The organism is Streptomyces sp. DT2A-34, from assembly GCF_030499515.1.
Taxonomy (GTDB): Bacteria; Actinomycetota; Actinomycetes; order Streptomycetales; family Streptomycetaceae; genus Streptomyces.
Genome location: NZ_JASTWJ010000001.1, coordinates 207,940 through 221,269, shown reverse-complemented (window position 1 = coordinate 221,269; position 13,330 = coordinate 207,940). Strand labels below are relative to the sequence as shown.

Genomic DNA, 13,330 nt, shown 5'->3' with positions numbered 1-13,330 from the left:
GAGAGCTCTCGGCCGGCGCGCGGGGCCGGTCAGCGCCCGTGGTCGATCAGTGCCTGGGACACCGCGCGCACGCTGCGGGCGATGTGCTGAAGCTGCATGACCTCCGCCGCGTACAGCTTGATGGTGTGCTCGATGACCGACTCGGGCATGCCGAGCGCGGGCAGGTCGGCCCGTGCGGTCTGCAGTGCGGTGCGAGCGACCCGGATCTCGTTCTGGACCTGGATCTGCGCATGGCGGGCGAGCAGGACGGGGTGGCGGATCAGGGCCGGATAGCTGGCGTAGCGGGCCGGCACCAGCTCGCGCAGCCACTTGGCCGCCGAGCGCTCCCAGTCGTAGGAACCGGGGGTCTTGACCTGGCACGGCCAGTCCGAGCTGATGCGCGTGGTCGTCAGGGGCATGGTCATCGCTTCCGGGTGTGCGGCGTCGTTCGGGGTGTCCGACGGGGTCGGGGCGGCCCCGGCCTAGGGGATGACCGGGGCCGCCGCCACGGGCGCTCGCGCAGGCGATGCCCGACCGAACAGCCCGAGCGCCGACGCGGGTAGGAGACGGCGGCTTCGGCTGTTCGTTGAGGAGCCCTCAGAGACAGACGGCGTTCGCACGGCGGATGGGGTGACGTGCGCATGAGCGGACCGGCTGCTTCCTGCGGGCGGATGATGCGTGTGAAGTATTTATATATGCCGTCCGCTTTGCAAGAAGCATGAAAACATTCATGCGCGATTTGGGGTGAGTGGTGCCCATGCGGTGCGGTTTGTCTGGAGTGGGGAGTCGCCCGTGACGCCGGGGCGCGGCGAAGGACGGATCAGTCCCGGAGAAAGAACTGGTGCTGGTCGGAGATCTGCTCGTAGCCCTCGAGCCGCGCCTGTGTCCGCTCCGGGTCGGCGTCGGTCATGGCCTGCAGCAGGGCGGCGGCCATCACGCCGGGCGCGGCGTAGGAGTCGAAGACCAGCCGGGAGCCGGTGCCGGTGGCGAAGACGACGTCGGCCGTGTCGGCCACCGGCCCGAGCGCCAGGTCGGTGACCAGGGCGACCCGCAGCCCGGCGCTGCGCGCGACCCGTACGGCGGTGAGCGTCTCCTGGGCGTGCCGGGGCATGGAGAACGCCAGCACCCAGGTGCCGCCGGCCTCGCGCGACTGCAGCAACGCGTCGTAGGCGACGCTGCCGCCCCGCGTCACCGGCCGCACGTCCGGGTGGATGCGGCGTGCCGCGTAGGCGAAGTACTCGGCGAGGGAGGCCGAGATGCGCAGCCCGAGGATGGTCAGCGGGGTCGACTGCGACAGTTTGCGGCCGATGTCGATCACCTGGTCGGGGTCGGCGAAATCGCGCCGCAGGTTCTCCAGGTTCTCGATCTCGGCGTCCACCGCGGACTGCAGTTCGTTGGCGCCGTTCTCCTCGGCGGCCTCGGGGCCCTTCGCGAGGGTGCCCAGGGCGATCGACTGGAGCTTCTCCCGTAGCGCGGGGTAACCGCTGAAGCCGACCGCCGCGGCGAAACGCGTCACCGAGGGCTGGCTCACGCCGACCCGTTCCGCCAGATCGGTGATCGAAAGGAAGGCGGCCTCGGTGATGTGCTCGATCAGATACTGGGCGATGCGCCGCTGCCCGGGAGAGAGCCGGGGATGGTCGAAGAGGGTCCTGAGCTGGGAAGTCGGGGACGCTTCCACTTCCGGAGCGCTCTTGCCCGAGGTGATCGCGGATGCCTGTGCGCGTGCCTGCTGCGGCGATGGCAGGGAGGCGCCTCCTTTGTCTTCCACAGTGCTTCAACATAGCTCACACAACGTGGTGGCCAGGGCTGCTCCGAAAGCCCACGCTCACCGGCGATAGATCGTGATCGAATGACCGACCGTATCGATCGGACGACTGCTGTCGATCAATTCGGCCAGCCGCCCGGTCGCCTTGGCCACCGAGGAGTCCGACACGACCAGCAGCCCGCGCACTTCGCGCACGGGTACCTCGCGCGGATCGGCGCCGCGGATGCCGTAGAAGGACGGCACCCCGCTGCCCTTGTACACGAGCCAGATCCGCTCGCCCCGGTACCGCTCGCGCAGCCGGTCCGCGAGCCTGCCGAGGTCCTGACCCCAGTCCACGTTGGAGTCGTGCAACCGCAGATGGGTCTCCTCCGGGCCGCTGAACGCCTCGTTGGAGTACGGCAGATAGCAGGGGTACGCCCGCACCGAGCTGACCGCGACGAACAGCGCCAGCGACCCCACCGCGACCGGCGCCCACCGCCACCGCACCGCGAGCACACAGCCCGCCGCCACCGCCAGGAACATCGGAACGAACACGGCGTACCGCGTACCGAAGTCCCGGGAGCCCGTCATCGCGGCGGCCAGGAGTACGGCGGTGGGGACGAGCAGATAGGGCGCCGCGGGCCGCAGTCGCCGTACCGCCACGACCGCGACGGCACCCGCCGCCCCCAGCGCGAGCATGCCGAGCGGCGTCTTCACCAGCAGCGCGGCCGGCAGGTAGTACCAGAGCGACCCGGTGTAGAGCCGCCCGAACAGGAAGCCCTCCCACGGGTGGTTCTCGAAGCCGAACTGGATGCGCATCCCGTCCCGGTACGCCTCCGGGAAGGGCAGCAGCTCGACGACCAGCCCCCGCAGTCCGCGCAGGTCGGGCACGGGCTGCTGCGGCGACCAGCGCAGTCGTGGGTCGACCACCAGATACGAGACCCACACGACGGCGATCGCGGCCAGCGCCACGACACCCGCGCCCGCGAGCGCCCGCGCAAGCTTCCTGCGCAGCGGCTCCGAGGCCGCCGGCTCGGAGTCCGTCGGCTCGGAGTCCGTCGGCTCCGCGGCCGGCCGCGCGCACCAAACCGACAGCGCGGCGAGCCCCAGCAGCACCGGAACCGCCGCCAGCGTGCTCATCTTCGTGGCCAGGGCCGCGCCCAGCGCCACGCCGGCCGTCGGCAGGAAGAGACGAGGCCGTCGGCGGGCCCGCCACAACAGCCACGCCGACGTCAGCACGAACCCGGCCGCGGGCACGTCCAGGGTGGCCAGTGCGCCGTGCGCGATGAGGTCGGGGGAGAAGGCGTACAGACCGAGCGCGATCAAACCGCCCACCACGCCCACGAGTTCACGGGCGAAAGAGAAGACGATCAATCCGAACAGAAGCGTCAATACGATCATGGGCAGTCGGGAGAACAGCATCAGGTGCCACGGATCGTTCCCGGACTCGTACAGCAGATGCCGCCCCAGCCGGCCCTGATCACCGGTGAAGGACTCGTCGACATGCGGATCCGCCAGGGCCACTCCGACGGCGATGACCAGCTTCCCCAGCGGCGGATGCTCCGGGTTGTGGCGCAGGCGGTGCTCATGCAGATACTCGGCCGCCGTACCCACGTACACGGGCTCGTCGATCGTCGGCGTCTGCCGCACAGCGGTCGTCACCATCGCGACGGCCATCTGACCGAGCAGTACGACGACGATGAGCGGCACGAGCCACCGCCTGCGCGACGCCCACGAGGGCTGCGTGGGCTGCGCGCAGGGGAGCGCCTCCGCGGCCGGGACCGAGGCCGGGACCGGGGCCGAGTGCTGTTCGAGCGCCATCATCCGCTCCGCGGCGGCGTCGCCCCCGCGGCGGCGGGAGCTGATCCGGAGCCGGCCCATGGGCCTACTCTGCATCAGCTCCCGCCGGGAGACGGCGTTACCGCTTCAGGAGTCGTACCGACAGACCATCCGTCGTGTACACGGGTACGGCTCGCAGCGTGTCGGAGTTCAGCTCCACCCGGTCGAACTGACCACGCAGCTGCGACGCCTCGATGACGGGAACGGTGGTCCCGGCGACGGGCGGGCGTTCGGCGTCGAGGCGCAGCGACAGCACGCTGCCCCGGCCCAGCTGGACCCGGCGGGACACCTCGAGGGCGGGGCCGTGGTTCTTGCGGACCAGCAGCTCCAGCGTCGTGTCGCCCTGCTGGACGTAGGTACCGCGCACGCGCAGGACCTTGTCCGCGCGGAGCGTGCCGCCCACCACCCGCACATCTCCCTGCCCGAGGGCGCCCGGCGAGGCGGCGACGAGGACGCCGTCCTCGACCACGGTGCCGCCGTGGTACCGGTTGTGGCCCGTCAGGGTGAGCGTGCCGGTGCCGCGCTTGGTCAGACCGCCGTCGCCCGCGATGTCGTTGCGCCAGCTGTCCGCCGCGCCGAAGCCCCCGGCCGCCTTGTCGAGCGTGACGGTCACGTCGGAGTCGAAGGCGCCGTAACCGTCCGCCGCCGCGAACAGGTTCAGCCGCCCCCACTGCTCGAAGCCGTCCAGCAGGACGTACCCGGCGGGCAGTGCGGTCGTGCGCAGCACCTCGCGGCGCTGGGCCGCGGTCAGGTACGGCTGGCGCGTCTCCAGCAGCACCTCGGCGCCCTTCGGCACGGTCAGGGGCTCGTTGCCGCCCTGCCGGGTCAGCACGTACGTCAGCTTGGGCTTGACCGTCCGGGCGTTGGTGTCACGGTCGGCGTACGGGTCGGTGTCGGTGCCGGCCGAGTGGGCGTACGCGTACAGGGTGTCGGCCGTCGTGCCGGTCCGCTCCTCGAAGTACGCCAGGGCCTGGGCCCGGGCGGCGGCCTTGAGCTCCGCGTTGGCCGGGTCGGCGAGGGCGGCGGCGGCCAGGGCGGTGGCCATGACGCGGCCGCCGAGGACGTCGACCGTGGAGTGCATGCCCGCCACGATGCGGGTGTGGCTGAGCTCGAAGGCGCGGGTCACCATCTCCTGGAAACGCTCGGGCACGGCGTAGGCGTACGCCAGGGCCGCCAGGTGCAGGGCGTTGGTGTGTCCGCTGGGGAAGCCGCCGTCCTCGGCCGGGGTCTCGGCGCGCTGCCGCAGCAGCTGCGGGGCGACGACCACCGCCGAGTCGTAGACGGGGAAACCGAACTCGTCCTTCCTGCCGGTGTCGACGACCTCGCTGTCCTCGTTCATCCGCCACGGACGCGGGTACTGGAAGGCGAACTTGGCCGGGTTGCCGGAGGCGAAGGGGCCGCGCACGGTGTCGACGAGCTTGGCCACCTTGCCGAGCTCCGAGTCGTACGAACCGGCGCCGATCGCGGAACCGGCCGGGGCGTCGGCGGGCAGGGCGTCGCTGATCTTCCCGGCGGGGGTGCCGTCCGGCGCGCTGGTGATCGAGGTGACCGCCTTGGCGCCCGACTTGTACAACTCGGCCAGCGGACCGAGCCCGGCGATCACCGAGTAGCTCTGGTGCTGACGGTCGATGATGAACGCTTCCTTCGCCTGCGCGTCCGTGCGCACGGCGGTGACGCGGGCGCAGTAGCGCATGTTGGCGCGCAGCACCTCGGGCATCAGCGGTATGCCGGTGTTCCACGCGCCGCCGGTCTTCCAGACCTGCGCGAAGCCGCCGAGGATCCGGATCACCGCGTTGGTCTCGGGGGTCTGGTTCGCGACGACGTTCGTCTTGTAGTCGTCGACGAACGCGAGGGCGTTCGTGGCGGCCTTGGCGTCCGCGGTGGCCAGCCATGTGACGGCGGTGGGCGCGGCCAGCACACCGGCCGAGGCGCCCAGGGAGGTCTTGAGAAACCCCCGCCTGTTGACGGCGAGTCGACCGGCCTTCGAGGAGGAGCGGTGCCCGGCAGTTGACGGCATGCGTGTGCCTCTCTTCAGTTCTTCGGCCGTGCGGCCGGGGAGGAGATCGTGTGAGCAGAGATGTCCCGCGGGACGCATGAGATGTGCGAATCCGGTGCGTCCCGTGAAGCTTTGAGCGAAGATCTACGGCCAGGTCGTGTCCCGTCGGCGAGGGCCCGGCGACCGCGACGTGTCGTGTGCGTGAACGCGGGCCGGCCGGTTCACAGGATCGAACGGGCCAGCGCCACGGCACCCTCCACCGGCGCCGCGCACAGTGGCTGCGGACGGGCTCCGGGCACGGACCGGGCGAGCGCCGTCGCGAACGCGCCGTACAGCGAGGCCTGGGCGAGGACGGTGCTGCCCGCGACCACCACGTCGTCCACCACGACCCCCCGCGCGGCGAGCCGCTCCACGAGGGCCGCCAGCGAACGGCCGGCCTCGGTGATCACCGTACGGGCGAGCGGCGAGCCCGCCTCGGCGGCCGCGAACACGACCGGCGCATGCCGGCCCCATTCAGCGGAGACGTTCGTGGCGCTCTCCAAGGCGGCGCCGAGCGCCGGTACTTCGGAGACGTCGAAGGATGCGAGGAGACCCCGGGCCAGTTCGTCGGGTTCCTCCCCGCGGTCGTGCGCCGCCCACGCCGCCCGTGCGGCCTCGCGGACCAGACCGGCCGCGCCGCCCTCGTCGCCGAGCACCGCACCCCAGCCGCCGACCTGGAGGGAAGTGCCGTCGGCGAGCCGGCCCACCGCGACGGAACCGGTGCCGGCGACCAGGCCGACCCCCTTGTCCAGGCCCGCAGCGGGCACGAGCAGTTCGGCGTCGCCCACGACCAGCGCGGGTGCGTCGAAGTGCAGTTGCAGGGCGGTACGTATCTGGGCGCACTGGCGCGGAGTCTCGCAGGCGTGGCCGCCCACGGCGACGGCCGACGGGCGTGCGCCCTGCGGCAGCGCGTCGGCGACCAGCGCGGCCAGCCAGCCGGTGGCGGCCACGGGGTCGCGTGGCCGCCAGCCGCTGCTCGTCCGGACGTGGTCGGCGACCGGCTCCGTGCCGACGTAGGCACGCAGATGTGTCTTGGTGCCACCCGCGTCGATACCGACCACGAGGGGCGTGGAGTCCTGCACGGAACCTCTTTTCCGTCGTTGCGCTGCGCTGTGACGGTGGGCGAACCGTGCCTGGAATTATGGGAGTTGGTGAACTAGGGAAGCCCCGGGACGGGCTTCTGGCGGACACGGCAGGCGAGTACCGTGAAGTTCGTTAGGAAGTTAACTAACGAAGTACAGTGCGTCAAGAGGCATCGCGCGCTCGACCACTGAGCGGCCCGTGAACCGTGGGAGAACTGTGATACACGACGTGGCGGAAACCCCCCGCCTGACCGAGAGCGCAAGCGCGGTCTTCGCCGTGCTCGCCGAGGCGGGCAGCGCGACCCGGCCGCAGCTCGCGAGCCTGGCGGGCCTGTCCAAGCCCACCGTGTCCTCCGCGGTCGCGGAGCTGGAGAGCGCCCGGCTCGCCGCCCACTCCGGCACCGCCTCCGGCGGCACGGGCCGTTCCGCCGCCGTCTACGGTCTCGGGCCGGCCGCCGGGGCCGTGCTCGCCGTCGACCTCGGCCCCTCCCTGACCCGGGTGCGCGGCTGCGCCCTGGACGGCACCCTGCTCGCCCAGGCCACCGGGACCCGGGAGGAGGCCGCCGACGTGGTGCGCGAGGCCCTCGTCGCACTGCCCGCCGGCGCCCCGCTGCGCACCGTCGTCGTCGCCGTCGGTGACGTCACCGCACGCGAGAAGGAGGGCGCCCGCATGCGCCCCGCCACGGCCAAGGCCGGCCCCGTCTTCGACGCCATGGCCGTCGCCCTGCCGCCGGGCGTTCCCGTCCACCTCGAGAACAACGTCAACTGCGCCGCGCTCGCCGAACTGCACGAGGGCGCCGCGCGCGGCCGGCGCACCTTCGGCTACCTGCGCATCGGCGTCGGTATCGGCCTCGGCATCGTGGTCGGCGGGCAGGTGCTGCGCGGAGCCAACGGCGCCGCCGGTGAGCTGGCCCGGCTGCCCTACCCCTGGGACGACGGCCGTGAGCCGCGCCACGAGGCCCTGGAGGAGTACATCGGCGCCCGCTCGCTCCTGCGGCGGGCGGCCGCGGCCTGGCCGGAGGAGGACGGCACGTGCCCGCGCACCGCCGAGCAGCTCTTCGCCCTGGCCGGGGAGGGCCGGGCGGCGGCCCGCGCCGTGATCGGCCGCCATGCCACCGACGTCGGCCGTCTCGCCGCCGCCGTGACCGCCGTACTGGACCCGGGACTGATCGTGCTCGGCGGCAGCACCGGCGCGGACCCGCAGGTACTGCCCGGTGTGCGGGCCGAGCTCGCCCGGCTCAGCTGGCCCACCGAAGTGGTCAGCAGCACGGTCGGGGACCTCGGCACGGTCGTGGGCGCCGCCCGGCTCGCGGTCTCCCGAGGAGTCCAAACCGTGACCGAGGCCGCGGGGTCGAAGGATTGACGGCTTCCGACTCGATCTGCCAATGTCCGGACAAGCGCTTTCTGAGTCGGCCGGGACGCCGACTCCGGGTGAGCCTCCCGCCCGTACGCGAAGTACGGCAGCCGCACGAGGGCGTGCTTGTGCGACGACGGCCCTCATGGCCGGGGAGCCCACCCGTCAAGGCGACGCGGCCGGGCGAGGCCGCGCCCCCGGAAAGCAACCTTTCCTGCAAAATGCACCAGTGCCGCCTCGATCGGCGCCGTGCTCCGTCCCATACGACGAAAAGGGATCGAAGATGATCACTGTGGGTGTGCGGCGCTCCCGCCGACTCGGCCGCGGCGGTATGCGCCGCCTGGTTCCCCTCGCTGCCGTTGCCACGGCAGGTGGCCTGCTGCTCTCCGCCTGCGGCGGGGGATCCGACTCGGGCGGGACCTCCAAGTCGCTGACGTTCTGGATCTCCACGGTTCCGGGGCAGGACGCGGGCTGGAAGAAGATGGTGGCGCAGTACGAGAAGGAAACCGGCGTCAAGGTCAAGCTCGTCAACATCCCCTACGACGGCTACGACGCGAAGCTGCGCAACGCCGCGCAGGCGAACTCCCTGCCCGACGTGGCGGCAGTGCCGAAGCTGGACCCGATCTGGTCGAACAAGCTGATCGACCTCAAGGACATCGCCAACAACAAGAGCAACAAGATCAACGGCAACTTCGTCGCCAAGGACTCGTCCGGGAAGGTGCTGTCCATCCCCTCGGACGTCACCGCGTCCGGCATGTTCATCAACAAGTCGCTCTTCGAGAAGGCCGGCGTCTCCTACCCGACCTCGCCCCAGAAGACCTGGACCTGGACCGAGTTCATCAAGGCGGCGGACGAGGTCCGGGAGAAGACCAAGGCCAAGTACTCCCTGACCTTCGACCAGTCCCCGTCCAGGCTTCGCGCCATGGTGTACGAGATGGGCGGGAAGTACGTCCACGCCGACGACTCCGGCAAGTTCTCGGTGGACGCGGCGACCAAGAAAGCCGTGAAGTACTTCGTCGGACTGAACGACGACAAGACCATGCCGAAGTCGGTGTGGACCAGCGGCGCCGACCCGTCGGCCATGTTCCAGAGCGGTGACGTGGTCGCCTACTGGTCCGGCGTGTGGCAGGTTCCCGCCTTCGCGGAGAGCATCAAGAAGTTCGAGTGGGCGAGCGTCCCGACCCCCGCCCAGCCGGTGCAGGCCAGCGACGTCAACAGCGGCGGCATGACGGTGGGCTTCAACAACAACGCCGACGCGGCCGCCGCCGCGAAGAAGTTCCTGTCCTGGCTGTACGAGCCGGCCCACTACCAGGCGCTGTGTGAGGCGTCCGGGTTCCTGCCGGTCGAGAGCGGTCTGAACCCGAAGTACCCCTTCAAGTCCGAGGCGGCGCAGGCGGCGTTCAAGCTGTACAACGAGTCGATCCCGCTCTACGACCCGATCTCCGGCTACTTCAACAGCGCGCAGACGAACTGGGTGCTGAAGGGCAAGAGCCTCACCGAGGACCCGACCAAGGCGGAGCTCGGCAAGGCGATCAACGGCCAGCAGTCGGCCGACAAGGCCCTGCAGAACATCGTGGACGGCTACAACCAGCAGGTCGGCGGCTGAGCGTAGGCCGGCGGGCCGGGTGGCGGGGTCTCGACACCGCCACCCGGCCCGGGCGCCCACGCAAGGCCGGGCTCATGGTGTGAGCCCACCGGAACCCATTCCACCAGCACGGAGTCAGGAAGATGACAAAACGAGCCTCGGACGTGTCCGTGAGCCCGCCCAGGAGACGAAGCAAGTACACCGTCGCACCGCTCGTCCTCATCGCGGCCAATGTCGTGCTCTTCGCGCTGTTCTTCCTCTGGCCGGCGGTGATCGGGCTCGTCTACTCCTTCACGAACTACACGGGCGTGGGGGCGTTCCAGTTCGTCGGACTGGACAACTACAGCAACCTGTTCGGGGACTCCGCCTTCTACGACGCGATGACCCGCACGCTGCTGTACACCGTGCTCTTCGTCCCGCTGAACTTCGTGTTCTCGCTGCTCATCGCCAACGTGGTGGTGAGCAAGCACGCCAAGGGTGTCTCGGTCGCCCGCATCTTCTTCTTCATCCCGTGGCTGCTGTCGCCCATCGTCGTGGGTGTCCTGTGGCGGTGGCTGTTCGGTGAGAACTTCGGACTGGTCAACTACCTCATCGAGAAGGTCGGCGGAAGCGCCGTGCCGTGGCAGTCGAACGCGGACCTGTCACTGCTGGTGGTCGTGGTGGCGGCGTCCTGGGCCTGGACGGGCTTCTCCATGCTGCTGTTCATCGCGGCGATCAAGAACGTACCGACGTCGTACTACGAGGCGGCCGCGCTCGACGGCGCCGGTCCGTGGCGCCAGTTCGTCAGCATCACACTGCCGAGCATCGCGCCCACGTCCTTCATCGTCATCCTGCTCAACACGATCCACGCGATGAAGGAATACCCGCTGTTCGCCTCCCTCAACAACGGCGGACCCGGAACGTCGAACAACCTGTTTGTCCAGTACATCTACCAGACCGGATTCGACCGGGGCCAGATCGGCTACGCGAGCGCCGCGTCGTTCGTGCTCATGCTCATCCTGATGGCCGTCGCGATCATCCAGCTGATGGTCAACCGGCGGGTGGAGAACCGATGACAACCACAGACATGCCACGCAAGGTCGACTCCGAGGCCGGACGGGCTGTTCCCAGGAAGCGGCCCCGCGGCGCGGCCAGTGGTGGGCTTCGGCGCGCGGTGCCCGCGACGACACTGCTGTGGGTCCTCGCGGCCCTCTACGGGGTGCCGGTGCTGTGGTTCGTCCTCAGCTCCTTCAAGCCGGCGGGAGACCTGTTCTCCCTTCCGCTGACGCTGTTTCCGCAGAACCCCACGGTGTCGGGTTACGAGGCGGCGTGGGACAGCGCCAACTTCTCCCAGTACTTCATCAACACGACCATCGTGTGCGTGATCGCGACGATCCTCACGGTGGGAGTCAGCTGCTGCACGGGCTACGCGCTGGCCAAGTACGACAACAAATGGCTCAAGGTCTTCTTCGTCGGCATTCTGGCCACCACGATGCTGCCGTCCGAGGTCATGCTCGCCCCGCAGTTCCTGGTGGTCCGCGACCTCGGCCTCTACAACTCGCTCGCCGGCATCATCCTCCCGGCCGTGCTCACCGCGACCGGGTGCTTCATGTTCCGCCAGTTCTTCCTGACGGTCCCCGACGAGCTCATCGAGGCCGCCCGCATCGACGGCGCGCGTGAGCTGTCGATCTTCCTGAGGATCATGGTGCCGATCTCCCGGCCCATCATGCTGACGCTCGCCATCCTGTCGTTCCAGTGGCGGTGGAACGACTACATCTGGCCGCTGCTGATGCTCAACGACCCCGAGAAGTTCACCGTGCAGATCGGCATCCAGAGCCTCGTCGGGGCGCAGAACATCAACTGGTCGGTGCTGCTCGGCGGATCGGTCATCTCCATGGTTCCGCTGATCGTCGTCTTCCTGGTGTTCCAGCGTTACGTCATGAACGCCGACATCAATGCCGGACTGAAGGACTGACCTTGCCCACCCCGCTCGACCACGAGTTCGTCCGGTCGGCGGCCCGCGCCGCCGACCGGCTGGCCGCCCCGCTGGCGGCCGACCCCGACGAGGTACCCGCCGGTGTGCCGCACCGTGGTCTGGCGCGGCGGGTGAAGACCCTGGTCGCGGCATACCGTTCCCCGGACTCGGCACTGCACCGCAGCGGGCGGGCCGTGGCCGCCGCGATGACCCACCTCGGCGCCCTGCGGGCCGTGCAGACACCCACCGGCCTCTTCGCCGGCGGCGACAACGTGCAGTCACCGCCGGACTCCGCGTTCACCGTCAACGACGTGTGCGACGCGCACGTCCTCGCGGCCGGCGCGGGGCCGGAACTGCACGGCGTCACGGCCGCGCTCGCCGAGATCGCCGGCGCCGCCTCCGGCAGTCTCCTCGCCGGTGGGGTGCACACCCCGAACCACCGCTGGGAGCTGTGCGCGGCGCTGGCCCGGCTGCACCGGTCGTTCCCGGACGACCGGCTGCTCGACCGCGTCGAGGAGTGGCTCGCCGAGGGCGTCGACATCGACGCGGACGGCCTGTACTCGGAACGCAGCGCCAACTACGCGGCCCATGTGTCCAACCCGTCGCTGCTGCTGCTGGCCGAAGTGCTCGGCCGCGCCGACCTGCTGTACGCCGTCGAACGCAATCTCGCCGCGACCCTGGACCTGATCAGGCCGGACGGCACGGTGGAGACCGTCCACTCGCGACGGCAGGACCAAAGCCGCCCGTTCCCGCTGGCGCCCTACCTGCCGCACTACCGGCTGCTCGCGATCCGCACCGGCCGGGGCGACTTCGCCCGGGTGGCGCGGCTGGCGGCCGCCGGCGGTATCGACGACCCCGACCTGCTCGCCGAGACCCTCCTCACCCCGGACCTGTGCCGCGCCCTGCCGGCCCCGACTGCGGAGCCCCTTCCGCGCGACCGGTACCTCACCACCGCACGCCTCGGCGCACGCGCCTCGGCCACCGCGCACACGGTGGTGTACGGCGGCTCCGACGTGCCCGAGCACCGGCGCATCCGCTCGGGCCTCGCCTGCAACCCCACCTTCCTGCGCCTGTTCGCCGGCGACGCCGTACTCGACGCGGTCCGTCTGACGCGGGGGTTCTTCGACCTGGGCCCGTTCCGCGCCGCCGGCATGGAACAGCTCGCCGACAACCGGTACCGGCTCACCGAAACCCTCACGGCCGCCTACTACCAGCCGCTCCCGACGGACCAGAGGCGGGACGACGGCGTCTACCGGCTGGTGGACGAGGGACGCTTCTCGGCCGCGATGGCCTTCCCGGACCGGCCTCGGGACGAGGTCTCCCACACGACCCGCGTCGAGGTGGACCTGCGGGAGGACGGCGCCGACCTGCGGATCGACATCAGCGGACCACGGGTGCCCTGGGCCCTCGAACTGACCTTCCGGCCGGGCGGTGTGCCGGAGGGCGCCGTACCGATCGGCGACGGACGCTGGTGCCTGACGACCGGGCCGATGACCTACCGGGCCGGTGACGACGAGATCCGGGTCGAGACCGACGTCGAGGCGGGCGAACAGCTTGCCGGGCCGGACCGGAGCGACGTACTGCGGTACGACCCGGGTCAGGACTACACCGTGGTGGGCGGCACCGATGCGACGACCGGGAACCGCGTCTACATTGGTGGACTCGGCCCGCACACACTGACCGTCGCACTGCGCGCCCGCCGGCCCGCACCTGTCGTGTGACCCCGACGACCCACGCCACGGCCATCTCAGGCATGAA

The 13,330-nt window shown here is 70.6% G+C and carries 10 protein-coding genes; 5 read left to right on the top strand and 5 right to left on the bottom strand.

Translation table 11 applies throughout. The features are described from left to right. Positions 1-29: 29 nt before the first annotated feature. The 5 genes from QQM39_RS01070 to QQM39_RS01050 all read right to left on the bottom strand — a co-directional run bounded on the left by QQM39_RS01070 (position 30) and on the right by QQM39_RS01050 (position 6,679). Positions 30-404, bottom strand: a complete 375-nt coding sequence (locus QQM39_RS01070; protein WP_031487273.1) for a hypothetical protein — start codon at positions 402-404, stop codon at positions 30-32. A 395-nt stretch (positions 405-799) separates the two neighbouring features. Next, positions 800-1,723 carry a MurR/RpiR family transcriptional regulator gene (locus QQM39_RS01065; RefSeq protein ID WP_302003432.1) on the bottom strand — a complete coding sequence of 308 codons (924 nt, stop codon included), beginning with the start codon at positions 1,721-1,723 and terminating at the stop codon, positions 800-802. Positions 1,724-1,804: 81 nt separating this feature from the next. Continuing rightward, positions 1,805-3,400 carry a glycosyltransferase family 39 protein gene (locus QQM39_RS01060; protein ID WP_302003431.1) on the bottom strand — a complete coding sequence of 532 codons (1,596 nt, stop codon included), beginning with the start codon at positions 3,398-3,400 and terminating at the stop codon, positions 1,805-1,807. 241 nt (positions 3,401-3,641) lie between these two features. Beyond that, positions 3,642-5,579, bottom strand: a complete 1,938-nt coding sequence (locus QQM39_RS01055) for a phosphatase PAP2 family protein (RefSeq protein ID WP_301994670.1) — start codon at positions 5,577-5,579, stop codon at positions 3,642-3,644. 200 nt (positions 5,580-5,779) lie between these two features. Then, complete coding sequence (locus QQM39_RS01050; RefSeq protein WP_301994669.1) at positions 5,780-6,679, bottom strand: N-acetylglucosamine kinase; 900 nt, start codon at positions 6,677-6,679, stop codon at positions 5,780-5,782. A 229-nt stretch (positions 6,680-6,908) separates the two neighbouring features. On the opposite strand from QQM39_RS01050, the gene QQM39_RS01045 reads away from it, so the two are divergent. The 5 genes from QQM39_RS01045 to QQM39_RS01025 all read left to right on the top strand — a co-directional run bounded on the left by QQM39_RS01045 (position 6,909) and on the right by QQM39_RS01025 (position 13,293). Next, positions 6,909-8,042 carry an ROK family transcriptional regulator gene (locus QQM39_RS01045; protein WP_301994668.1) on the top strand — a complete coding sequence of 378 codons (1,134 nt, stop codon included), beginning with the start codon at positions 6,909-6,911 and terminating at the stop codon, positions 8,040-8,042. Positions 8,043-8,316: 274 nt separating this feature from the next. Then, complete coding sequence (locus QQM39_RS01040) at positions 8,317-9,639, top strand: extracellular solute-binding protein (RefSeq protein WP_301994667.1); 1,323 nt, start codon at positions 8,317-8,319, stop codon at positions 9,637-9,639. Positions 9,640-9,761: 122 nt separating this feature from the next. Further along, positions 9,762-10,673, top strand: coding sequence for a carbohydrate ABC transporter permease (locus QQM39_RS01035; protein WP_301994666.1), 912 nt, complete (start codon positions 9,762-9,764; stop codon positions 10,671-10,673). After that, complete coding sequence (locus QQM39_RS01030) at positions 10,670-11,572, top strand: carbohydrate ABC transporter permease (protein ID WP_301994665.1); 903 nt, start codon at positions 10,670-10,672, stop codon at positions 11,570-11,572. The genes QQM39_RS01035 and QQM39_RS01030 overlap by 4 nt, the downstream gene beginning before the upstream one ends. Positions 11,573-11,574: 2 nt before the next feature. Further along, positions 11,575-13,293, top strand: coding sequence for a hypothetical protein (locus tag QQM39_RS01025; RefSeq protein WP_301994664.1), 1,719 nt, complete (start codon positions 11,575-11,577; stop codon positions 13,291-13,293). The last annotated feature ends 37 nt before the right edge of the window (positions 13,294-13,330 follow it).